Raw genomic sequence first — 23,696 nt, forward strand, 5'->3', positions numbered from 1 at the left:
CAGAGTGATCGCGTGAATACGGCCACCACCTAACTAGCCTGCGCTTGGCTAACCCAATAGTGGCCAGGGAAGGAACAACAGGCCCAGGGCGCCACGCACTCCAGCGGGGGCCCGGACCGAACCGGACTCGATACTGATGAATTCCAAGCCACTGGCCCAGATACCACACTTTGAAAGGCCGCTGTTTTTTTTCGACCAGTCCCGCTTCCGCCGTGACCTGGAAGCCGGCGAGCGCCCTGCACTGGAGATTTTCAAAGATGCCGTGGTTGCCGCTGACACCCATATGGGACGCCGCTTCCGCGAGGGCGAAGACGTACGCACCCTGGTTTACGAGCGCGCGCTGTTTGTCGACTGCCTGCTGCACTACGCCTGGCATCAGTTTCAGTGGCCAGACAACATCAGCCTGCTGGCGGTCGGTGGTTACGGTCGTGGTGAACTGCACCCGAGATCGGACATTGACCTGCTGATCCTCAGTCAGGAAAAGCCCACCGGCAGCACCGTAGACAATATCGAGCGCCTGGTCGCTTTCCTGTGGGACCTGAAGCTCGACATTGGCCACTCGGTACGCACGGTCGATCACTGTATCGAAATGGCGGCGGAAGACATCACCGTCGCCACCAACCTGATGGAATGCCGCACGGTGGTGGGCAACCCGGCGCTGGGCGAGGCACTGGCGGAGCGCATGACGCCAGACAGGATCTGGCCCGCGGACCAGTTCTTCACCGCAAAATACGCCGAGCAGGAATCCCGCCACAACAAACAGCAGGGTGCCGAATACAATCTCGAGCCCAATATAAAGAAAGCCCCCGGTGGGCTGCGGGATATCCAGACCATCAACTGGGTGGCCAAGCGCTACTTTCAGGTGCGCACGCTCAAGCAGCTGCAGGGCAAGGGCTTCTTTACCGAAGAGGAATTTGCCATCTTGCAGTCCGGTGAGGACTTCCTGTGGCGGGTACGCTACGGGCTTCACCTGTTGGCGGGGCGACCGGAAGAGCGACTGCTGTTTGACTACCAGCGCGAACTGGCGCGGGAGTTCGGCTACAAGGACAACGATACGCACCTGGCGGTTGAGCAGTTCATGCACACGTATTACCGCATCGTTATGGCGCTGCGGGAATTGAACGATGTGATGCTGCAGTTCCTGGATGAGGCAATCCTCCAGCGCGGCAAACACCTGCCGGTCACCCCAATCAATGAACGTTTCCAGTTGCGTGGCAATACGATTGAGGCCACGGTCACCCGCACCTTTATCGAATACCCCCCGGCACTGCTGGAGATCTTCGTGCTGATGGCCAACAACCCGGACATCCACGGAGTGCGGGCCTCGACCATCCGGTTGATCCGCGAGCATCGCCACCTGATCGACGACCAGTTTCGCGCAGATCCCACCAACACACGCCTGTTCATGCAGTTGCTGCGCAGCCCCCGCGGGCTCTCCACCCAGCTCACCCGCATGACACGCTACGGCATCCTCGGTCGCTATCTGCCGGAATTTGGCCGGGTCACCGGGCAAATGCAGCACGACCTTTTCCACATCTATACCGTGGACGCCCACACCCTGCAGGTGGTGCGCAATATGCGCAGTTTCCGCGGCGACGATGCCTGGGAGAAATTTCCCCTCGCCGCAGAAATCCTGTCGCGCATGCGCAAACCGGAATTGCTGTATATCGCCGGTCTGTACCACGACATCGCCAAGGGCCGTGGCGGCGACCACTCAAAGCTCGGCATCGTGGACGCAGACGCTTTCTGCCGCCGTCACGGACTGCCGGCACGAGACCGCCGCCTGGTGTGCTGGCTAGTGGAAAAACACCTGCTGATGAGCGCAGTATCCCAGAAGCAGGACATTTCCGACCCTGAGGTGGTGCACGCGTTTGCTGGCGAAGTGGGCGACCGCGAACACCTGGACTACCTGTACGCCCTGACCGTGGCGGACATCAATGCCACCAACCCAGACCTGTGGAACAGCTGGCGCGCGAGCCTGATGCGCCAGTTGTACCAGTACACCCAGCGCGCGCTGCGCCGGGGACTGGAAAACCCGATCGATCGCGATGAAATCTACATCGAAACCCAGGCGCAAGCCCGCAATATGCTGCGCGCCATGGGCCTCCCCAGCAATGCCGTGGAAGACATCTGGTCGGAAATGGGGGAAGACTATTTCGTGCGCGAAAGCGCCGACAGCATCACCTGGCACACTGCCGCCATTTATCAGCTACAGAAAGATCCGGAACGCGATGAGGACACTGACAGTGTTGTGCTCACGCGCAATTCCGGCCCCGGCGAACACGATGGCGCCACCGAGGTCTTCGTGTACACCCCGGACCGGGCCAACGTGTTTGCCGCCGTGGTGACCGGCCTCGACATGCTCAACCTGAACATTCACGATGCGCGCCTGTACAGCTCCGCCGGCGGATACACCCTCGACACCTTTTACGTGCTGGATGAGTCTGGCCAGCCGTTGCTGGATGAACCACATCGACTGGAGCAGATCCGCAATACCCTGCAGCAGGAACTGAAACTGGTGGAGGACTACTCCAAAGTGATTCAGCGCCGCACTCCGCGCCGCCTGAAAATGTTCCACCTGCCCAGCCAGGCCCATATTTCTACGAGCCCGGAAGATAACTACAGCACTCTGGAAATCACCAGCGCAGACCGACCGGGCCTACTGGCGCGGATCGCGCGCATATTCATTTCCCACGATCTGCGTCTGCACAATGCCAAGATTTCCACCCTGGGGGAGCGCGTCGAGGATATTTTCCATATCACCGACGCCGACGATCAACCGCTCACCGACCCGGCACTGATAGAGACGCTCGAGCAGGCCATCTGCCAGGAACTGGATGCACACCAGGCCACACTGCCGCCGCAGCCCTGACCCCCGCAGCCCCGAATAGCTTTGTATACAGACCAATAACATGAACCCGAATTTGCAACAGCTACAGCCCTACCCCTTCGCCAAACTGGCAACACTCAAGGAGGGGCTGGAACCGCCGGCGGCACTCAGCCATATCGCGCTATCAATCGGCGAGCCCAAACACGCACCGCCGGCCTTTGTGCGCGACGAGCTGATCGACAACCTGGATAAGCTCTCTGCCTACCCTCTCACCAAGGGGCTGGATGCACTGCGTGAAACCATTGCCCGCTGGCTGTGCCAGCGCTTTCAGCTGGACCACGTCGATGCGGCCAGCCAGGTCATACCGGTCAACGGAACCCGCGAAGCGCTGTTTGCCTTCGCCCAGGCGGTGGTATCGCCGGGCGCCAGGGTACTGATGCCCAATCCCTTCTACCAGATTTACGAAGGTGCTGCGCTGCTGGCGGGCGCCACCCCACACTTCATCAATTGCAGTGCCGATACCGGCTTCAAGCCAGACTTTGACGCGGTTCCCGAAACGGTCTGGCAGCAGTGCGAGCTGCTGTACCTGTGCACGCCGGGCAACCCCACCGGCGCCCTGCTGGACATGGACGACCTGAAGCGGCTGATTGCCCTGGCCGATCGCTACCAGTTCATCATCGCCTCTGACGAGTGCTACTCGGAACTCTATTTCGACGAGAGCAGTCCGCCCGCAGGCCTGCTGCAGGCATGCGCAGAATTGGGCCGCCACGATTACCGTCGCTGCGTGGTGTTTCACAGCCTGTCAAAGCGCTCCAACCTGCCCGGCCTGCGGTCCGGCTTTGTCGCGGGCGATGCTGAGGTTCTGGAAAAATTCCTGCTCTACCGCACCTACCACGGCTGCGCCATGCCGGTGCCAACCCAGTACGCCTCCATCGCCGCCTGGCAAGACGAGCAGCACGTGAAGGAAAACCGCGCACTGTACCGACAGAAGTTCGATGCCGTACTGGACATTCTCGACGGATGTCTGGATGTGCAGAAACCGGAAGCCAGTTTCTATCTGTGGCCCCGCGTGGGCGATGGCGAGGCATTTGCCCGCGAGCTGTTCCGCCAACAACATATTACCGTCCTCCCCGGTGCCTACCTGGCCCGCGAGGCCAGCGGGGTAAACCCGGGCACGGAATATGTCCGTATGGCCCTGGTCGCCACCCTGGATGAATGTATTGAAGGGGCAAAACGCATCAAGCAGTTCTGCCGTTAAGTGCACCCCGCAAATGAATCGACAATGACCGCAAAGAATCTGTTAAAAAAAGAGCGCGTGGACTACGTGCTCAACCGGCTGGAAGAGCTCTATCCGGAAACGCCGGTCCCGCTGGACCATTTCGACGCCTACTCCCTGCTGGTGGCGGTATTGTTGTCGGCACAATGCACCGATGAACGGGTAAACCAGATTACGCCGGGTCTGTGGGCACTGGCAGACAACCCGTACGATATGGCGAAAGTACCGGTGGAGAAGATCCGCGAGGTCATCCGCCCCTGCGGTCTGTCTCCGCAGAAATCGAAAGCCATCCAGAAACTCTCGGAAATTCTGGTCAACGAATACCACGGCCAGGTACCGGAAAATATGGCAGCACTGGAAACCCTTCCCGGTGTTGGCCACAAAACCGCAAGCGTGGTTATGGCACAGGCCTTCGGCCACCCGGCTTTTCCGGTGGACACCCACATCCACCGTCTGGCCCAGCGCTGGGGACTCACCTCAGGAAAAAATGTGGTGCAGACTGAAAAAGATCTGAAGCGCTTATTCCCGAAGGAAAAGTGGAACAAGCTGCACTTGCAGATCATTTTCTATGGACGTGAATACTGCAGCGCAAGGGGCTGCGATGGTACCGTGTGCGAGATCTGCACCACCTGTTACCCGGCGCGCAAACACCCGAAAAAAATCAACAAAGCCTGAACCCGCTCTCAGGACAATCAAACAGAGACAGGAAATTCCATGATTACCCTTTACGGCATCAAGAATTGCGACACCGTAAAAAAAGCCCGCAAGTGGCTCGAGCAGAATGATGTGGCGTACCGCTTTCACGACTTCCGCGAAGACGGCATGAGTGATGTTCCCCTGCAGCAGTGGCTGCAGGAATTCGGCTGGGAACAGGTATTGAATCGGCGCTCCACCAGCTGGCGTGCGCTGAGCGACGCGCAAAAGAACGCAATGGACAACGGCAGTGCCGAGTCTCTGGCCAGCGAAACGCCCACCCTGATCAAGCGCCCGGTCATGGCCCGGGGTGAAAACACCCTGTTCGGCTTCAAGGCCGATGACTACGCCCGCTTCGTCCAGTAGCACAGCCGCAGTCCCCAGTCACCGTAATCTCGACTATGTGAAAAGAATCAGACTCAGGAAAAGGAAACCATCATGAGCAACGTATACAGCATCGGCTTTGGCGTCGGCACCTGCAACAGCAAGGGCGAGTGGCTCGAAGTCTACTTCCCGCAACCTCTGCTGAACCCGGCAGACGCGGTTGCCAGTGCGGTTACCGGAACGCTGAACATTGAAGGCGGCAATGTCGCTGTGGCACTGGAGCAGGCCCAGCTGCAACCACTTGCCGACCAGCTGGAAAGTGCCGGCGCCAATGCACAGGCCGACATTCTGCGCCAGTTTGCCGGCAGCCAGCGCCCGCTGGTGGCGGTCGTCCTGCACAGCGATGACGCGCCACAGTCTGTACCCGAGTCCTACCTGAAGCTGCACCTGCTGTCTCACCGCCTGGTAAAGCCACACGGCACCAAACTGGACGGTATTTTTGGCCAGCTGGCAAACGTTGCCTGGACCAACCAGGGCGCAATCGACCTTGAGGAGCTACCCCAGCGCCAGTTGGAAGCACGCCTGAAGGGCGAGCTGCTGGAAGTTTCCTGCGTAGATAAATTCCCCAAAATGACCAATTACGTGGTGCCGAAAGGTGTACGTATTGCACACACTGCCCGCGTGCGTCTCGGTGCTTACCTGGGCGAAGGCACCACAATCATGCACGAAGGGTTTGTTAACTTTAACGCGGGCACCGAAGGCCCGGGCATGATCGAGGGCCGTATCTCTGCTGGCGTATTCGTGGGTGCCGGCTCTGACCTGGGCGGTGGCAGCTCCACCATGGGCACCCTGTCCGGTGGTGGCAATATCGTAATCTCCCTGGGCGATGGCTGCCTGCTGGGCGCCAACGCCGGCACCGGTATCCCGCTGGGTGATCGCTGCACCGTTGAATCTGGCCTGTACATTACTGCCGGCACCAAAGTTGCCCTGCTGGATGACAAAGGCGAAGTTGCCGAGTCAGTAAAAGCCCGTGACTTGGCTGGTAAATCTGACCTTTTGTTCCGTCGCAACTCCGCAACTGGCGCCGTTGAGTGCTTGACCAACAAAAGTGCGGTGGAGCTGAACGCGGAGCTGCACAGTAATTAAGTCTGTGTCCGCTAGCTGCCGGGTTCGCATTGTTAGTGCCCGGTGGCGGCAGAACCTCAGGGGGAGCTTTTCGGAATCGCTGTAGATACATCCCTGTACGCTCCGGCGGTGCCATCCATGGCACCGACGGTTCCGAAAAGCTCCCCCTGACGCTCTGCCTTTGCAAAAAAATTTTGCGCTTTGGAATTTACTACCGAGTAATATCAACTGAACTCGTAAAGTAATTTGAATTTGGATATGAAGGTCCGTCTGGCGGGGACTTCTCGCGAGACGTTGATGAGCTGCGGGCGCCTTCGGCGTCCAAAGCGAATGCTTTGTCCGCGAGAGGGACCTCACGGAAGAGCCCCCATGGATGGATTGAGGGGGGACGCCTAGTCCGTGTCTCGCAAGAAGTCAGCGCCAGCCCGGCCGCCAATCAATAGGAACAGTGCTCCCAGAACCACGGAGCCAAAAGACACCACAATGACCCCGACAATAAAGCTTACCTTCGACCTGATCAGCAAACGATCCGTAACCCCTGAAGACGCAGGCTGTATGGAATTGATGCTCGAACGCCTGGAAAAAATCGGGTTCAAGACCGAACGCCTGCGCTTCGGTGATACCGATAACTTCTGGTCCGTGCGCGGCGAGGAAGGTCCGCTGTTTGCTTTCGCCGGCCACACCGACGTGGTGCCAACCGGCCCGGAAGCAAACTGGAAATACCCACCGTTTAAACCACAAATCGTCGACGGCATGCTCTATGGTCGTGGCGCGGCGGATATGAAAGGCTCACTGGCCGCGATGGTTATCGCCTGTGAAGAATTTGTCGCCGCACACCCGGATCACAAAGGCCGTATCGCCTTTCTGATCACCAGCGACGAAGAGGGCCCAGCCAAACACGGCACCGTGAAAGTGGTCGAATGGCTGGAAGAGCGGGGAGAGAAAATCGACTGGTGCCTGGTGGGCGAGCCTTCCAGCACCACCCTCGCCGGCGACGTCATCAAAAACGGTCGCCGCGGTTCACTGGGCCTCGAGCTTACCGTGTTCGGCATTCAGGGCCATGTCGCCTACCCGCACCTGGCGGAAAATCCGGTACACAAGCTGGCGCCCGCACTGGCCGAACTGGCCGCTGAGGAATGGGATCAGGGCAACGACTTCTTCCCCGCCACCAGCTTTCAGGTCTCCAATATCAATGGCGGCACCGGAGCCACCAATGTGATTCCCGGCGATGTGAAAGTCGTGTGCAACTGGCGCTTCTCCACCGAAACCACCGCCGAGCAGCTGGAGAGCCGCGCCCGAGCAATTTTCGATAAACACGGCCTGAAGTACCAGGCCGACTTCAACCTGTCCGGCCAGCCCTTTCTCACCGCAGAGGGCCCACTGGTGGAGTCCGCGCAGAAGGCCATCCGCACAATCACCGGCCGCGAAACCGAACTGTCCACGGCCGGCGGCACCTCCGACGGCCGCTTTATCGCCCCCACCGGCGCACAGGTCGTAGAGCTCGGCCCGGTAAACGCCACGATTCACAAGGTGGATGAATGCGTGAAAGCGGATGATCTTGATTTGGTTAAAGATATGTACCGTGAGATTCTGGCAGGACTTTTGGCTCGCTAGAAAAGGCCGATAGGCGCCCGAACAAGAAGTCCCATAAAAAACGCGGCCAACGAGCCGCGTTTTTTCTTTTTCCTTCCAGAAGGTCAGTGCAACCTGCCGTGACGGGTGACCGGCGCCGGTGGTTCCGGCTCGTCGAAACCATGCGCCATGACAAAGTAATAGAGCACCTGCTCTTCGCCATCGGCTTCAGCCAACAGGTCAAAAATGACTTCATCTTTCTCCCCGCGCGTCATCCGCACAGAGCTGACCAGGCCCGACTCAATAAAAACTTCGCCGATAAAGCGCTTGCCCCGCACCAACTGCACCAGCAATGTGGTGGCGTTTTCTTCGGTAAAGCGCCAATGGAAATCATCGTCGTCGTACAGAATGGAATCCGGTGTACCGGCGCGAAGGATGCAATTGCAATGATCGGCCAGCCAGGGCCAAAAATCCTGCAGTGTCAGAGAATCTGTGTGCGGCATCGGCAATCAGTCCTCAAGCCGCGCGACGCTTTCAGCGCCGCCTTCCAGCCCAAATTCTTCCGCAATCTGCTCACACCAGTCATTCAGTCGGGCGCCCGTAAGCTCCTCCTGCTGGTCTTCGTCGATGCCAAGGCCCACAAAAATATTCTGCCCCGGCACCTCTGCCTTGGATGCCTCGTACTCGTAGCCTGAAGTTGGCCAGTGGCCAATAATGGTGGCGCCGTTGGCCACAATCACATCGTGCAGCATGCCCATGGCATCGAGGAAGTAATCGCCATAACCAAACTGGTCGCCGAGGCCAAACAGGGCGACGGTTTTACCGGTGAAGTCGATTTCCTGTACGTCTTCCCAGAAGTCCTCCCAATCGGACTGGATCTGGCCAAAGTCCCAGGTGGGAATACCAAAAATCAGTTGGTCATACTCACCAATCTCCAACTGGGTCACGTCGGCAATATCGTGAATATCCACCCGCTCCTCTCCCAGGCGTGCGGCGATACGCTGGGCGATGCCTTCGGTGTTACCTTCGTCACTACCGTAAAACAGGCCGATCTTGCTCACTGCTTCTCCTCAACTGCCAGATGCTCCCGCGAATCCAAATTGACCGCGGCAGGTTGCCGGGACGATACAGCGCCCGGTGGGGCGGCATTTTCCCAACAATAGCCGGGTACAGCAAGGTGCAGGCCCCGCGCACGGCAATCCACACAAAAAAGCCCCGTGCGAGACGGGGCGTCAGGGAGTGCCTGCCAGCGGTTGGGGCAAACGCCAGCGAGCCGATCGGATGGTCAGCGCGGCTGATAGGTCAACCTTCGTCTTTCTTCCAGCGCTCCATGCGCTTCTCATGGTGTGCCTTGCGCTCGGCCTTCATTTCCGCCAGTTTTACCCGCTGCTCGTCGGTCAGAATGGACTCGAACTGCACGCGCCTCTGGTGCATCCGCTGCACTTTCTGGACTTCGAGCTGGCCGATTTTCGCGCCGAGCGCGTCGAGAGTTGCCTGATCAGCCCCCGCCTCGACGGCTTCACGCAACTGGTTGCGTGCCTCGCGCGCCGCCTGGCGCTGAGCCTTGCGCACTTCCCGTCCGGCCTCACGGTCGGCCTTCAGCTGTGCCTTCTGGCCCTCGGTCAGTTGCAGCTCTTCGGCCATGCGCTCGAACATTTTCTCCCGGTGGTGGCCGCCGCCGTGATGCGCTTTGTGCCCACGATGCCCTTCGCCGGCCTCCGGAAAGGCCAGTACCATGCCTGAAGTACTGAGAGCGGTGCCCAGGACCAGGCTACCTGCCAGTGCTTTCCATTTGTTCATATGTGATTCCTCAAGTGATGCCGATTGACGATACCGGCCGCCGGTATCCGTTCTTTCAACGATTGTTTCGCCGTATTGCCTCACTATCCGTTTGGCAATTCACGGCACGTGTTTCCCGAGTCGGTAGATGCATACTAGGCTCACACTCTGTAAACAGGGGATAACGGCGGTAAACATTTGTTAAGAACGGTAAAACGCGCAAAACCTTTCCCCGAAAACCCCTGGTCCTGCGCATATAATCCTTTCTCGGTACCAACCCCCACACAAACCCCACAAACAACCCCTAGTCAACGGATAACCGCACACCTATGAGCCATATCCTGCTGGTCGACGACGACACCGAACTGACAGAACTGCTGGAAGAGTTTCTTGTTGGGGAGGGCTTTGAAGTAACCGTAGCCAATGATGGCGGCCGCGGTCTTGAGCTGGCCCGCAGCCAGCCCTTCGATGCCCTGGTGCTGGACGTAATGCTGCCAGTACACAATGGCTTCGATGTGTTGCGGAAGCTGCGTGAGGATGCCGGTAACCCGGGGCACTCGCTGCCAGTGGTAATGCTGACCGCCAAGGGTGACACGGTAGACCGTATTGTCGGCCTCGAAATGGGGGCCGACGACTATCTGCCCAAGCCCTGCAACCCCCGCGAGCTGGCCGCACGGCTGCGCGCCATTCTGCGGCGCGGGCGCACCGAAGTAGAAGCAAATGACGACAATCTCACCAGCGGCCCCCTGCGCCTTCTGCCCCGAGAGCATCAGTGCTTCTGGGATGACCAGAGCGTCGGCCTGACCGGCGCAGAGTTTTCCGTACTCCGGGTGCTGGTCGAAAACGCTGGCGAGGTAGTCAGTAAAGAAGTGCTCACCGAGCAGGCGCTGGGGCGGAAACTGATGCCCTACGATCGCTCCATTGATGTCCACGTCAGCAATATCCGCAAGAAACTCGCTGAGCAAGGTGCCAGCCGCGACTTGATCATCAATATCCGCGGCGCCGGGTATATGCTCACGCGCAGCCAGGGATAGAAGGACGGGTGATGAGTAGTCTTTTTGGGCGAATCTTTTTTGGGGCCTGGCTTACCGCGGTAATTATGGTGCTGGCCGCCGTATATATTACTCACATACGCGAGTTTGGGGATCCGGCGCAGCAAGATCGCTGGGAAGGTCCGGCGCTGTTCCGTGAAATTACCCGCAACCTCCGTATGACGCGCCGCCACGGCACCGAACACTTCCGCCACTGGCTGGAGCGCCAGCCGGACGATGTGCGCAACAGGATCTTTGCCATCGACCGCGACGGGGCAGAAATCCTCGCGCGCCCTATTCCTCAATCCATGGCCCCGCTGTTCGGCGCACTCAATTATCGCAATCGCGAGGCCCACGGTTTGGTGGATAAAAAACCCAGTGTGGGATTTTTTGTGCCCCAGCGCGGCACCGACAATCTTCGTGTGGTCTTCATTGCCGGCAAAAGCAAAGGCGAGCTGTTACTGCGCTTCATCCTGCGTAGCTTCTGGCCAATTCTGGTGCTCGCCACCCTGGCGTCGGGGCTCGCCTGTTATTGGCTGGCCCGCTACCTGAGCAAGCCCCTAGACAATCTGCGGGTTGCCACTCGTCGGGTGGCTGCCGGAGACCTGAGCTACCGGGTCACACCCACCTTGCGCGGCCACGGCCGAGAGCTGGGCGAGCTGGCGGCAGATTTCGATTCCATGACTGCCCAACTGCAGGAGTCCATGGGCGAACAACGCCGGCTGATCAAGGATGTATCCCACGAACTCCGCTCTCCGCTGGCGCGCCTGCAGGTGGCCCTGGGTATCGCACGCCAGAAAAATGTACAGGCACTGGACCCGGAACTGGACAAAATCGGCAAGGCCGCGGATTACCTGGAAGACATCATCGCAGACATACTGTCGCTGCCCGTCAGTGGCAGTGATGAGCGCCCTCTGGACGACGTGGTGGAAATCAACAGCCTGCTCGCCGCACTGACTGACGACCTGAAAGACGAAGCCCGTGAAAAAAGTGTGCGTTTCGATACCCGCAGCGACGATCTCGAACTACTGGTAGCCACCCGCGGCAGCTCGCTCACCGCCGCCCTGGAAAACATTCTGCGCAATGCCATCAAGTACAGTGAGGTGGGCGGTCGTATCGCGGTGGAAATCGAGCACGCCGATGGCCAGTGCAGCGTTCAGGTTACCGACTCCGGCAACGGCGTACCCGATTCCGAGTTACAGGCCATCTTTCGGCCCTTCTACCGCACCGATGAAGCCCGCAGCCGTGAAAGCGGCGGCTTTGGCCTCGGACTGGCCATCGCCCAGCGCACCGTTGCCCAGCACCACGGTTCAATTGAAGCCTTCAATGTTCCTGACGCGGGCCTCGGGATTCGCGTGACCTTACCGCTGCTCGACAATACCTTTTGAGGAGTCTGGCAGAACACCGTGCTTTGAAACAGCGCTGCTGGCGAACGGTCGCACCAACCAGTACACTCGCAGAACATCGATGTACTCGCTGCCGCCTTCGACGATGAGGGCGGAACACAGAACGCCGCCCGCGGCGGGCGGCATCCGCGGAACTGACTGGGGGAAGCCATCGTGCGCTGGTTACTGTACATACTCATATTTATCGCCCTGCTGGTGCTTGCCGGCTTTCTTTTTCCACGCGTAGCGACCACTGAACGCAGTGTCTACATTGCTGAGCCACCACAAGTGGTATTCCCCTACCTGAACAATTTCCGCAACTTCAACAAGTGGTCCCCCTGGTACCAGATAGATCCGGGTACCGAATATACCTACGAGGGTTTCCCGGAAGGCAATGGCGCAGTGATGAAGTGGACCAGCGACGACCCAAGTGTCGGCAACGGATCCCAGACAATCACCGCCAGCGAACCCTACTCGCGGGTCGCCACCGATCTCGATTTTGGCAGCCAGGGAAAGGCCAAGGCCGAGTTCACCCTGCAACCACAGGGTAGCGGTACCAATGTGACCTGGTCTTTCGCGTCAGAAATGGGCGGCAGCCCCATCGGTCGCTGGATGGGGTTACTGGTTTCCCGAATGGTCGGAGAATCCTATGCGCAGGGCTTGCAGAAACTGAAAACCGTGGTGGAACAAGAAGCCGGTAACGCCGGCCAAGATGGGCCCGATACGGCTGTACCTGCGCCAACCCCCTCAGAGCCCGGCACACTGGAACCTGAGAATGTCGACCCGGATATGGAAAACCAGATCATCGAGGGCGACGACATTGAACAGCCAGACACCGACGGGGATGCACTGGAAGACTTCGATCAGGAAGAACAACCCTGACAACCCGAGCAAACCTGCCGGGAAAATTTCCAGACACAAAAAAGGCAGCCTGAGCTGCCTTTTTTGTTGCCGCACGAAAAGCTTGAAAACTACCGCCCTCGACGGGAAGGCTTCACACTGCTTTTCTTCGCCGGACCTTTTCCACGTGCATCCTTCCCCCGCGTATCCTTTCCTCGGGCTTCCTTCCCTCGCGTCTCGTTTCCGCGCAGGTCTTTGCGCCCCCGGGGTTCCTTTTCGTGAGTGACCTTGGCTGAGGCACCTTTTGCCGAAGTACTTTTCCCTGCGCTACTCGTTGCCGCAACGGATTTGCCAGACGCACTTTTGACCGGCGCCCTGGCACTTGCGGGGGCTGGCGATTTACGCAATTTCCGCCGCTGGCGCTGCAGCGTTTCCTTTTCGGCCTGCGTCAGTGGCCGCTGCCCCAGCTTTGGCAGCCCGGCAGTTACGCAGAGGTCATCAATTTCCTTCGGCTCCATTTCGACCCATTGGCCGACCCGTACATGTGATGGGATAAACACACTGCCGTAGCGCACGCGCTTCAGGCGGCTCACCCGCACACCCTGGGCCTCCCACAGACGCCGTACCTCACGGTTACGCCCTTCCATCACGACACAGTAGAACCAGCGGTTGGTACCTTCACCACCACTTTCCACGATATCCGTGAACCGCGCCTGGCCATCATCCAGCAACACCCCTTTGGTGAGGCGCTTCTTCATTTCATCGTCCACCTGCCCCTGAATACGCACCAGGTACTCGCGGTCGATTACCGAAGAAGGGTGCATCAGCTTGTTGGCCAGCTCACCGCTATTGGTGAACAGCAACAACCCGCTGGTATTGAAGTCCAGGCGACCCACAGAAATCCAGCGCCCGCTCTTCAGGCGCGGCAGCCGGTCATAAACCGTGGGGCGCCCTTCCGGGTCGTGGCGGGAACAGATTTCGCCGATCGGCTTGTTGTACAAAATAACGCGCAGGCGGTTTTCTTCACCGCCCGGCAAGCGCTTGCCATCAAACTCCACAAGATCATCATCGGTGACCCGCTCGCCCAATCCGGCGACTTCACCATTGACGGTGACCCGCCCGGCTTCGATAGCACGCTCCATTTCCCGGCGCGAACCAAGACCCGCGCGGGCCAATACTTTTTGCAGTTTTTCGCCCGCTGGCGCTGCGTCATTACTCATGAATTGAGGTTTTCCGGGGATTTGTTTTCATCTTCATCGCTGCATTGCTGCTCGGGTAATTCCTCTGCGGCCGCCGTTTCATCCGGTTGCTCCGCCAGAGGTTGGCCCTGGTCTGTGGGTTGCAGGTCTGCCTCGATTTGCTGGCTTTCCGCAGTCACCTCGAAATCCTCGCCCACTGGGTCGTGCAATGGGTCGAGATCGGCTTGCGGGTCTTCCGCTTCTTCAGGGTAGCCTTCCGCTAAGGGCTGCTGAACGTTTTCTGCTTCTGTATCTGCATCCGGGGATTCGCCGCGGCCTGCCTCGTCGATTTCTTCGCCAGAAACCTGCACCGCATCGCGCTCGCTCTGCAGATCGTCGCCGCCTGCGCCATCCGCAGTGGCCTGACTGCCGTCCTCTGCACCCTCGGCTTCAGCCGACTCCGCCGGAGCCTCGCCCTCACCGAGATCGAGTGCCGCATTCAGGCTATCAATATCGCGAATTTCCGCCAGCGTCGGCAGGTCATCCAGGCTCTTCAGATTGAAGTAGTCGAGAAACTCTCTGGTGGTCGCATACAGCGCCGGCTTGCCCGGCACGTCACGGTGTCCAACCACCTTGATCCAATTGCGCTCTGAAAGGCTTTTCACGATATGCGAACTCACCGCCACACCGCGAATTTCCTCAATGTCGCCACGGGTAATAGGCTGGCGATAAGCAATGATCGCGAGTGTTTCCAGTGTGGCACGGGAATACTTCTGGGGCTTTTCTTCCCAGAGTTTGTTCACCCAGGGTGCCAGGTCCTCGGGCACCTGAAAGCGCCAGCCACTGGCTACCTGCTTGAGTTCGAAACCGCGCTCCGCACAGTTCTCGGAGATCTGCTCCAGTACTTCACGCAGCGCAGCTTTTTCTGGCCGCTCGCCCTCCTCGATCAGGGCAAGCAAGCGGTCCTCCGACAGCGGCTGCGCCGCTGCCAGCAATGCGCCTTCAACAATCCGGCGCAGTAGTTCCGGGGCAATAGTCATCTAATTGCGTTCACTTACTATTGGCTAAACAGCGACGGGGCTGGTTCAGCTTCGGGTTCTTGTTCGCTATCCGCTGCCGACGTAGCGGGCACCTCGACGTCGGCGGAGCCATCCGCCTCTAAAGTGCCATCCGTCTCGACAGAGTCATCAGCTTCTAAAAAGTCATCAGACCCCGCAGGGCCATCAAGGTCTATATCGTCGCCCTCGGCATCGTCAATTTCGGAGTCCATACGCCCCTCATCGTCGCCTTCGTCATCGGACGGCTGTTCTACCTCGCCCCGTGCACGCACATGAATCGGGCCAAAAGGATCATTTTGAACCAGTTCCAGCAGGGACTCTTTTACGAGCTCCATGACGGCAAGGAAGGTAACCACAACCCCCAACCGCCCCTCTTCGGCACGAAACAGGCTGACAAAGGGTACAAACTGGCGGTGGCGTATCTTGTCCAGCACCTGGGTCATGCGCTCGCGGGTGGAGAGTTTTTCTTTCTCTACCTGGTGGCTCTCAAACATGTCCGCGCGACGCAGCACATCGGCGAGCGCCACCAGCACTTCTTTCAGGTCCACTTCCGGCTCTGGGCGGGTAAGCTTGCGATCGGGGCCTGCGGCGCTGGCCTGATGGATTTCACGGCCCATACGCGGCAGCGCGTCCACATCTTCCGCGGCCGTTTTAAAGCGCTCGTACTCCTGCAGGCGCCGGATCAAGGCGGCGCGAGGGTCTTCGCCTTCCTCTTCTTCCGCCTCCGGTGGGCGAGGCAGCAGCATGCGAGACTTGATCTCCGCCAGCATGGCCGCCATCACCAGGTATTCCGCCGCCAGCTCGAAGCGTATGGCCGTCATCATGTCCACGTAGGTCATGTACTGGCGCGTGATATCCGCAACATTGATTTCGAGAATATCGAGGTTTTGGCGGCGAATCAGATAGAGCAGCAGGTCGAGGGGGCCTTCGAAAGCCTCAAGAATGACTTCCAGGGCGTCCGGTGGGATATACAGATCGCTCGGGAGATCGGTAAACGCCTTGCCTTCCACCATGGCAAACGGCATTTCCCCCTGGCGGGGCCCCGGCGTTCCTGGGGACTCAGCCGGGCTTTGCTGCGCGGTGGTATCGCTTTCAGCGGGCGCTTCGGTTCCGTTCCCGGCTTCAGCGTGCTCCGCCTCGACGACGGTCTCACCAGGACCGGAAAGGGTTTCACCCACGGCATCGTCACCACCACCAGCCTCAGCCGGGGCGACCGCGATCGCTTCTTCTACTTCTTCACTGGACACACTGCAGTCCTTCGGCAAAACCAAACGGGCGATTATACATCAGTGTCAGCCGAGAATTTCATCAATCGCACCGCAGCCCTGACGCACCAGTACCGCCTCGTCGCCGGTGAGATCAACCACCGTTGTGGCTTCCAGGCCGCAGAATCCGCCGTCAATCACCAGCTCGACCTGATGCTCCAGAGTTTCGCGGATATCGTAGGGGTCCGTAAGGGGCTGCTCGTCACCGGGCATGATGAGACTGCAGCTCATCAGGGGTTCACCCAGCTCCGCAATCAACCCCTGCACAATGGCGTTATCCGGCACCCGCAAGCCAATGGTCTTGCGCTTCGGGTGCAACAGGCGGCGCGGCACCTCGGAGGTGGCCGGCATGATGAACGTATAGGGCCCGGGAGTGTGGTTCTTCAGCAGGCGAAACATCTGGTTGTCCACCTTGGCGTAGCTGGCCAGCTCAGACAGGTCCCGGCACATAAGGGTGAAGTTATGGTTTTTATCCAGCTGACGCAGGGCGCGGATACGCTCCACCGCCAGTTTGTCCCCCAACCGACAACCAATGGCATAGGCCGAGTCGGTCGGAAACACGATGACACCACCCGCGGAAATGATATCGGCCGCCTGGGTAATCAGACGAGACTGAGGATTATCCGGGTGAATCTGGAAGAACTGCGCCACTGCGACCCCCTGAAGACAAAAGAGAAACGTCCAAAATCCCTTGGACCTGAATGCCGCCAGTTTGCCACAAACACCCCGGCCTGGCAGCTATCCATCAGGCAGCCCGACCATAGATTTCAAGCGCTGCACTTGGCAGTCAGCGCCCGCTAACTGCGCCACAAGCCCCACACCGGCTCAACGCCTGCAGGCAAGCGCACACTACCCAGCGCTCGCCAGGGCTGGTCAGGCTGGTGAAAGTCACTGCCCAGCGATGCTAACAAGGGCTTCTCCACGCTCCCATCTGCTCCGCCCGCCCCATCCACTCGCGCCACCAGCGATTGGATCTCGCGGGTCTGCACGGGATTTTGCTGACCGCACACCAGCTCTACGGCATCGCCACCGGCGCGTTTGAAGTCAGTCAGCAGCGACTGCAACCGGGTCCGGGTCAGGCCGTATTTCAGCGGGTGTGCCAGTACCGAGGCACCGCCGCTCGCGCGGATGCTGGCCAGCGTCTCCGCGAGTTCGGGCCAGGGAACAACCACATCACCGATCTTTCCGGCTCCCAGATAGCGCTTGAAGGCCTTCGCCGTATCGCTCACATGCCCGGCGTCCACCATCCAGCGGGCAAAATGCGGCCGACCAATCACGGCGCCATTTGCCAGCGCCCTTGCGCCGTCGTAGGCACCGCTAAATCCGCGTTTTTCCAGCCGTTCGGCAATCTGAACCGCCCGCGCCTGGCGCAAATCGTCGCGCACGGCAATCGCGCTTTGGAGCGCTGTGGCTTCACAGTCAACGCTCAAACCGACAATATGCACCACGCGCCGGCCCCAGCAAGCGGTCAATTCAATCCCCGGCATCAGGGTCAGCCCCTGGCGGCCGGCCTCCTCCCGCGCTTCCGGTATCCCCGCGACGGTATCGTGGTCGGTCAGCGCCAATAATGTGACACCGGAGGATTTCGCCCTCGACACCAGCGCCGCAGGGCTTAAAATACCGTCCGATGCCGAACTGTGGCAGTGCAGGTCGATCTGACCGGCCAGCGCTTCCGCAGTCAGCCAAGGGCGAGCAGCCGGTGTTTTTTCAGAGGCAGTAGGGGCCATACTTAAACTTCGTTGTTGAGTAGCGGTGAGTTTTAAAACTCTGTTCCCATAAACGGGCCAAAGCTGGAAAAAGCGGCGAGCATAGTGCAAGCAGGCGCCAAGCAGAACGGAACCTTTGCACCGCTCCGCTGTCCCATTACAGTTAGGGCGCCAGACACAGGGTGTGGCCTTCACCGGCCTCAATGCGCCAGACCGGCCCACCGGTTTCAGGGATAAGCCCCCGCGAACGGGGATCCACTTTCGCCGCTGACAGCTGTACGTCAGCCAGCGGGCATTATCACCGGAACAGACCATGACCGATACCAACCAGAGCAATACCGGCCACGCCGCCACCTCCGACGGGCTGGCGCCGGCGAATCAGGCTCCGAAGAAAGAGAGCCTGCTGGCCAACCTGGCACTCAATATCATCATTCCCACCCTGATCCTGACCAAGCTGTCTGGCGATGACTGGCTGGGCACCAAGTGGGCCATTGTGGTGGCACTGGCGTTTCCCTTCGCTTACGGGCTGCGGGACTTGCTGCGCTCCGGCAAGGTCAATTTCTTCTCCGCGCTCGGAATCGTCAGTATCCTGCTGACCGGCGGCATCAGCCTGCTGGAGCTGGATGCAAAATATATTGCCATTAAAGAAGCCGCCATTCCCGGCCTGCTGGGCATCGCCACCATTTGCAGCCTGTACACCCGCTGGCCCCTGGTGCGCACCCTGATCTACAACGACCGGATCCTCGATACCGGCAAGGTCACCCGCGCCCTGAGTGCCAATGGCAACGAATCCGCGTTCGACCGAACCTTGCAGCAGGCCTCGTGGATGATCGCCGGATCTTTCTTTCTTTCATCGACGCTCAATTACATTCTTGCCGAAGTGCTGCTCAAGAGCCCGCCCGGTACCGCGGCCTTCAATGAAGAACTCGGTAAAATGACCGCGCTCAGCTTCCCGGTGATTGCGCTTCCGGCCACCATCATCCTGATGCTGGTGCTGGTGTTCCTGTTTCGCCGTATCGGCAAGCTCACGGGACTGAAGCTCGAAGACATTTTGGTACAGCAATAAAAGTGCATGCGGCAAAAAACCGCAGCAAATTAATAAAAACGGAACTCAGGAAACAGAAATTAATTATGTGGTACGCCATTATCAGCCAAGATGTGGAAAACAGCTTACCCCTGCGCAAGTCCGCCCGACCTCAGCACATTGCTCGTCTGAATGAGCTCAAGGATCAGGGACGCCTGCTGATTGCCGGGCCGCACCCGGCCATCGACAGCGAAGACCCGGGTGAAGCCGGTTTTACTGGCAGCCTGGTGGTGGCTGAGTTCCCATCCCTGGACGCTGCTAAAGCCTGGGCAGATGCCGACCCCTACATGGAAGCCGGCATCTACTCTGCAGTGACCGTCAAGCCCTACAAGCTGGTGTTGCCCTGATTTCCGGATCGGCGCCGCCCAGAAAGTAGTACCGAGCGCTTTAACGCACGAAAAAATTTAGATCCGATTTATTCCAGACCATGAAAAAGCTATTCAACACCCTTGCCGCCACCCTGATTGCCGTCGCGGCCAGTCACAGCCAAGCGATCAGTTCAGAGCGCTACATTACCGATGAGCTGCACGTTCCCATGCGTTCCGGCCAGGGTAACGAATTCCGTATTTTGCACCGCGGGCTGCCCAGCGGCACCAAGCTCACCCTGCTGCAAGACTCCCCGGACACCGGCTGGGCTCAGGTCCGCACCCCGGGCGGTGAAGAGGGCTGGGTTCGCCGCCAGTACCTGGAAGAGGAGCCCGTGGCCAAGCTGAAGCTGGCCCAGGCAGAGGCGCGCCTGCAGCATATCGAAAGCCTGCAGGGCAACCTGGGCGGAGAGGTGCGCCGGCTGGAAGACACCAATACCAAACTGACCACCGCCCTGAAAGCGGAACAGGAGCGCGCCACGGCACTGGCCAAGGAACTGAAGGAGCTCAAGTCGCTCTCCTCGGACGCCGTGGCACTGAACCAGCGCCACCAGAAGCTGCTGCACCAGCACGAATTACTGAAACAGAAGCAGGCCATGAGCCAGGCTGAAATCCAGCGCCTATCGGGCAGCGAGACCCACAAGTGGTATATGTATGGTGCCCTTTCTGTTTTGATGGGTGCCATCCTTGCCATGGCAGCCCCCCACTTCCGGCCACGTAAGCGTCATTCCGAGTGGGCGAACTGACAGACTGGTTTCCCACAACAGGGGCAACGGTTAGAATTTCGTAGCCGGCATTTTGTATGAGACACCAGATTGGCCCGGTCACAGACCGGGCTTTTTCGTTTTAGAAAAAAGATAATCAGAGACCACCCTATGAAGCGCACCGCCAAGTTCAATTTGTTGATTACCGCCCTGCTGATGTGTTTTTCGCAGTTTGCTCTGGCGATCAGCAATAACCCCCGGGTAGAGCTGGAAACCGACCTCGGCACCATCGAACTGGTGCTCTACGCCGACAAAGCACCTGAGACGGTGAACAATTTTCTCACTTATGTAGAAAGCGGCTTTTACGACGGCACCATCTTTCACCGGGTGATTCCGGGTTTTATGGCTCAGGGCGGCGGGTTCACGTTTGATTTTCAGGAAAAACCCACCCGCGACCCCGTCATCAATGAATCCAACAACGGCCTCTCCAATGAACGCGGCACGATTTCCATGGCGCGCACCAATGACCCAGACAGCGCCACCGCACAGTTTTTCATCAACCTGGTGGGCAACAGCCGTCTGGACGGGAGCCCAGACAAGCCCGGCTACACCGTATTCGGAAAAGTGTTGCTGGGCATGAGCGTGGTACAACAGATTGCTGCAGAGCCTCGCGGCCAGCACAAAGCCTTTCGCGATGCCCCGAACACACCGGTGCGTATACTGAAAGCTAAGCGCAAAGACAGCGACGCAAATGCCGACGCTGACAGCGATGCGCAACCCCAGACCACAGTTGGAGACAACGGCCAGTGATTGCTCTTAGCGTCAATCTCAACAAAATCGCCCTGATTCGCAACTCCCGCGAGGGCAACTTCCCCGATGTCGTGGCGCATGCCCGTACCTGCCTGGACGCTGGCGCCGACGGCATCACCGTGCATCCGCGCCCGGACCAGCGCCACATCCGCCCCCACGACGTGCGCGACCTCTCCAGCCTGTGTGCCGCGCGCCAAATCGAGTTCAATGTCGAGGGCAATCCATTCGCCGGCCCCCAGGGGAGCTACCCGGGCCTGCTGCCCCTGGTGCTGGAAACCCGACCACAGCAGTGCACCCTGGTGCCGGACAGCAACGACCAGCTGACCTCCGACCACGGCTTTGACCTGCACAAAGATGGCGCCCGCCTTGAACCCATCATCCAGCAGCTGCGCGACGCGGGGATCCGCGTCAGCCTGTTTATGGACCCGGACAAAACCCAGATCGGCCTGGCCAAGGAAGTGGGAGCAGATCGTATTGAGCTGTATACCGGCCCTTATGCGGAAGCGGTTGCCCACCAGAGCCCTGACCTGGAAACAATTTTTGCCGCCCACTGTGCCGCCGCAGAACACGCGCAACAGCTAGGGCTGGGCATCAACGCGGGGCACGACCTCAACCTGATCAACCTGCCCCGCTACCGCACGCTCCCCGGCCTGCAGGAAGTCTCCATCGGCCACGCGCTGACTGTGGACGCCATCAACATGGGGCTTTCCAACGCGGTGGCCGCCTACGTCCAGTGCCTGGCGGGCAAGTAGTTGCACACACTGAATATCATTGGCGCGGGTAATCTCGGCCGCACGCTGGGGCGTCTGTGGTGCGAGCGCCAGGTCTTTCAGATTGGAAGCGTTTACAACCGCAGCCTGGCCAGTGCCCGAGAAGCGGTGGCGTTTATCGGTGGTGGCACCGCCGCCGCCCATATTGACGCGATGCCCCCTGCGGACTTCTGGCTGATCGCCACGCCCGACGACCATATCGAAGCAGCGGCCCAGGCGCTCGCCGTGCATCTGCAGGCGCTTCAGAAACCCGTTGGCGCCAGTACACCCACCCCGAAACCCACCCCCACATCCACCCCGGTCGTTTTTCACTGCAGCGGCGCCATGGCTTCCAGTGTGCTGACAGACTGTTTACCCGCGCGCATTGCCAGCGCGCACCCGGTGCACAGTTTTGCCGACCCCGCGCGCTCGCTAAATGATTTCCCCGGGAGCTACATCGCACTCGAGGGGGAAGCCAGTGCCCGAAGCCTGCTGGAAAAGGCGTTCACCACCCTGGGGGGCTGCTGCTTTACCCTCAGCCCAGAACAAAAGGTGCTGTATCACACGGGATCAGTCATGGCCTGCAATTATCTGACGGTACTGATGGACCTCAGTCTGCGGACATTTTCCGCCGCCGGCATTGATGAAAACACCGCGCGAAAATTACTCGGGCCGATCGTGGTAAAAACGGCGCAGAACAACATTGCTCTCGGCCCGGAAAAGGCGCTGACCGGCCCGTTGGTGCGGGGCGACATACGCACCGTTGCCCGCCAACTGGACGCCCTGTCACAGTTGAGCGAATCAGCGCCGCGGGCAACGTCGCCGACGCTTGCAGAAGCCTACCGGCTACTGGGCAAAGCTGCCCTGCCACTGGCGCAAAAAGCCGGCCTGAACGCCGATGCCACACAGAAACTACACACACTTTTCGACGAACAAACTCGTGAATGACTCTCCTGAATACCTCAAGAAACGTGCTTTTTTCGACAGCCTGCTGACCATTTACGGTCGCAAGCCTGTCCTGGAGGCGCTGGAAGATCACAGCCTGCCGGTACACAAGTTGCACCTGGCGGACAGCAATCGCAAAGACCAGCTGATTACCCGTATCGAGCAACTGGCCAGCGCGCGCAACATCGAAATCGCGCACTGGGATCGCAAGGGCCTGTCGCGGATATCCAAAAACGCGCGGCAGGATCAGGGCGTAGCATTGGATCTGGCACTGCCCCACTATGGCAGCGCAGAAACCTTCCTGGAGACACCGCACGAAAAACCCTTTGAGTTGCTGGCGCTGGACGGCATCACCAATCCGCAGAATTTGGGGATGATTATCCGCTCTGCCTGTGCCGGCGGGATTGATGGGATCATCCTCCCCCGCAAAGGATGCGCCCAGGTAGACCCGCTGGTGATCAAGGCCAGCGTCGGTACCCTGTTCAAGACCCGGATTCTGCGTTGCGACCAACTGGCACCCGTGCTGGAAAAGTTTGCGGTCAAAGGCGCCCGGGTGTGTGCCCTGTCATCCCACGCGAAAGACACGCTGCGCACCATCGGCGACGACAAACCCACGATTTTTGTGCTCGGTAACGAAACGCACGGGGTCAGCACCGCGGTGGAAAATGTCTGTACCCACAGACTGCGTATTCCCATGCAGAACGGCGTGGAAAGTCTCAACGTGGCAATCACTGCGGCGTTGATCAGCTTCCGACACCAGCACTAGCGCGCGCACCTTCCCGCGCTCGCTTCTTTTCTCTCTAGATTCTCTCTAGATTCTCTCTAGCCCGATTTGTCGCCCGGAAATTCTTTTCCGGGCACATCGCTGCCACGCCGAAAAATTCCCCGCCAATAATTTCCACTGGACGCGACAAACCACTGGAAAAGTCGCAGGGATCAACTAATAAGTAACGGGTATTAACCAGATACGTTGGTCC

General features: G+C 59.3%; 22 protein-coding genes and 2 pseudogenes. 16 read left to right on the top strand and 8 right to left on the bottom strand.

Annotated elements, in window-relative coordinates; genetic code table 11:
- Window positions 1-136 precede the first annotated feature (136 nt).
- From AU182_RS11925 to dapE, 6 genes are all read left to right on the top strand, one after another.
- A complete protein-coding gene (locus tag AU182_RS11925; RefSeq protein WP_082859401.1) occupies window positions 137-2,872 on the top strand; it encodes a [protein-PII] uridylyltransferase in 2,736 nt (911 codons plus the stop codon).
- A 40-nt stretch (window positions 2,873-2,912) separates the two neighbouring features.
- Window positions 2,913-4,088, top strand: coding sequence for a succinyldiaminopimelate transaminase (gene dapC, locus AU182_RS11930; protein WP_066965387.1), 1,176 nt, complete (start codon window positions 2,913-2,915; stop codon window positions 4,086-4,088).
- A 24-nt stretch (window positions 4,089-4,112) separates the two neighbouring features.
- Entirely contained in the window at window positions 4,113-4,781 is a 669-nt protein-coding gene (nth, locus tag AU182_RS11935) for an endonuclease III (RefSeq protein ID WP_193754338.1), read from the top strand.
- Window positions 4,782-4,820: 39 nt separating this feature from the next.
- Window positions 4,821-5,165, top strand: a complete 345-nt coding sequence (locus AU182_RS11940) for an ArsC family reductase (protein WP_066965390.1) — start codon at window positions 4,821-4,823, stop codon at window positions 5,163-5,165.
- Window positions 5,166-5,237: 72 nt separating this feature from the next.
- Window positions 5,238-6,269: a 2,3,4,5-tetrahydropyridine-2,6-dicarboxylate N-succinyltransferase gene (dapD, locus tag AU182_RS11945; RefSeq protein WP_066965393.1), complete on the top strand. Its 1,032-nt coding sequence runs from the start codon at window positions 5,238-5,240 to the stop codon at window positions 6,267-6,269.
- A gap of 462 nt (window positions 6,270-6,731) precedes the next feature.
- On the top strand, window positions 6,732-7,862 hold the full coding sequence (gene dapE, locus AU182_RS11950; RefSeq protein WP_066965396.1) for a succinyl-diaminopimelate desuccinylase: 1,131 nt from the start codon (window positions 6,732-6,734) through the stop codon (window positions 7,860-7,862).
- Between the two features lie 83 nt (window positions 7,863-7,945).
- Here the strand turns inward: dapE and AU182_RS11955 are convergent, their stop codons facing one another.
- The 3 genes from AU182_RS11955 to AU182_RS11965 form a co-directional block, all read right to left on the bottom strand.
- A complete protein-coding gene (locus AU182_RS11955) occupies window positions 7,946-8,323 on the bottom strand; it encodes a hypothetical protein (protein WP_066965399.1) in 378 nt (125 codons plus the stop codon).
- Window positions 8,324-8,329: 6 nt separating this feature from the next.
- Complete coding sequence (locus AU182_RS11960; RefSeq protein WP_066965401.1) at window positions 8,330-8,881, bottom strand: flavodoxin; 552 nt, start codon at window positions 8,879-8,881, stop codon at window positions 8,330-8,332.
- A gap of 241 nt (window positions 8,882-9,122) precedes the next feature.
- Window positions 9,123-9,620, bottom strand: coding sequence for a Spy/CpxP family protein refolding chaperone (locus AU182_RS11965; RefSeq protein ID WP_066965404.1), 498 nt, complete (start codon window positions 9,618-9,620; stop codon window positions 9,123-9,125).
- Window positions 9,621-9,928: 308 nt separating this feature from the next.
- On the opposite strand from AU182_RS11965, the gene AU182_RS11970 reads away from it, so the two are divergent.
- From AU182_RS11970 to AU182_RS11980, 3 genes are all read left to right on the top strand, one after another.
- Window positions 9,929-10,633, top strand: coding sequence for a response regulator transcription factor (locus AU182_RS11970; RefSeq protein ID WP_066965407.1), 705 nt, complete (start codon window positions 9,929-9,931; stop codon window positions 10,631-10,633).
- Between the two features lie 11 nt (window positions 10,634-10,644).
- On the top strand, window positions 10,645-12,018 hold the full coding sequence (locus tag AU182_RS11975; protein WP_066965410.1) for an ATP-binding protein: 1,374 nt from the start codon (window positions 10,645-10,647) through the stop codon (window positions 12,016-12,018).
- 171 nt (window positions 12,019-12,189) lie between these two features.
- Entirely contained in the window at window positions 12,190-12,897 is a 708-nt protein-coding gene (locus tag AU182_RS11980; protein WP_066965413.1) for an SRPBCC family protein, read from the top strand.
- A gap of 314 nt (window positions 12,898-13,211) precedes the next feature.
- Here the strand turns inward: AU182_RS11980 and rluB are convergent.
- From rluB to AU182_RS12005, 5 genes and pseudogenes are all read right to left on the bottom strand, one after another.
- Window positions 13,212-14,075: pseudogene (gene rluB / locus AU182_RS11985) on the bottom strand (23S rRNA pseudouridine(2605) synthase RluB); the annotation flags it as partial.
- The gene (gene scpB / locus AU182_RS16285; RefSeq protein WP_082859404.1) at window positions 14,072-15,073 is read right to left on the bottom strand and encodes an SMC-Scp complex subunit ScpB; all 1,002 of its coding nucleotides are present in this window, start codon (window positions 15,071-15,073) and stop codon (window positions 14,072-14,074) included. The pseudogene rluB and the gene scpB, both read right to left, overlap by 4 nt.
- A 272-nt stretch (window positions 15,074-15,345) precedes the next feature.
- Window positions 15,346-16,269 (bottom strand): annotated as a pseudogene (locus AU182_RS11995) (ScpA family protein); the annotation flags it as partial.
- Between the two features lie 114 nt (window positions 16,270-16,383).
- Window positions 16,384-17,007, bottom strand: a complete 624-nt coding sequence (locus AU182_RS12000) for an L-threonylcarbamoyladenylate synthase (protein WP_066965415.1) — start codon at window positions 17,005-17,007, stop codon at window positions 16,384-16,386.
- A 146-nt stretch (window positions 17,008-17,153) separates the two neighbouring features.
- The gene (locus AU182_RS12005) at window positions 17,154-18,083 is read right to left on the bottom strand and encodes a PHP domain-containing protein (RefSeq protein WP_082859405.1); all 930 of its coding nucleotides are present in this window, start codon (window positions 18,081-18,083) and stop codon (window positions 17,154-17,156) included.
- Between the two features lie 292 nt (window positions 18,084-18,375).
- On the opposite strand from AU182_RS12005, the gene AU182_RS12010 reads away from it, so the two are divergent.
- The 7 genes from AU182_RS12010 to AU182_RS12040 all read left to right on the top strand — a co-directional run bounded on the left by AU182_RS12010 (window position 18,376) and on the right by AU182_RS12040 (window position 23,485).
- Entirely contained in the window at window positions 18,376-19,128 is a 753-nt protein-coding gene (locus AU182_RS12010) for a VC0807 family protein (RefSeq protein WP_066965418.1), read from the top strand.
- Between the two features lie 65 nt (window positions 19,129-19,193).
- The gene (locus tag AU182_RS12015; RefSeq protein ID WP_066965421.1) at window positions 19,194-19,493 is read left to right on the top strand and encodes a YciI family protein; all 300 of its coding nucleotides are present in this window, start codon (window positions 19,194-19,196) and stop codon (window positions 19,491-19,493) included.
- Between the two features lie 80 nt (window positions 19,494-19,573).
- Entirely contained in the window at window positions 19,574-20,257 is a 684-nt protein-coding gene (locus tag AU182_RS12020; protein ID WP_066965424.1) for a TIGR04211 family SH3 domain-containing protein, read from the top strand.
- 174 nt (window positions 20,258-20,431) lie between these two features.
- On the top strand, window positions 20,432-21,025 hold the full coding sequence (locus AU182_RS12025; protein WP_227718313.1) for a peptidylprolyl isomerase: 594 nt from the start codon (window positions 20,432-20,434) through the stop codon (window positions 21,023-21,025).
- Complete coding sequence (locus AU182_RS12030; protein ID WP_066965432.1) at window positions 21,022-21,777, top strand: pyridoxine 5'-phosphate synthase; 756 nt, start codon at window positions 21,022-21,024, stop codon at window positions 21,775-21,777. The genes AU182_RS12025 and AU182_RS12030 overlap by 4 nt, the downstream gene beginning before the upstream one ends.
- Window positions 21,778-22,722, top strand: coding sequence for a Rossmann-like and DUF2520 domain-containing protein (locus AU182_RS12035; RefSeq protein WP_082859406.1), 945 nt, complete (start codon window positions 21,778-21,780; stop codon window positions 22,720-22,722).
- Window positions 22,715-23,485 carry an RNA methyltransferase gene (locus AU182_RS12040; RefSeq protein WP_082859407.1) on the top strand — a complete coding sequence of 257 codons (771 nt, stop codon included), beginning with the start codon at window positions 22,715-22,717 and terminating at the stop codon, window positions 23,483-23,485. The genes AU182_RS12035 and AU182_RS12040 overlap by 8 nt, the downstream gene beginning before the upstream one ends.
- Window positions 23,486-23,696: the final 211 nt, after the last annotated feature.

It is taken from the genome of Microbulbifer sp. Q7 (genome assembly GCF_001639145.1).
Taxonomy (GTDB): Bacteria; Pseudomonadota; Gammaproteobacteria; order Pseudomonadales; family Cellvibrionaceae; genus Microbulbifer.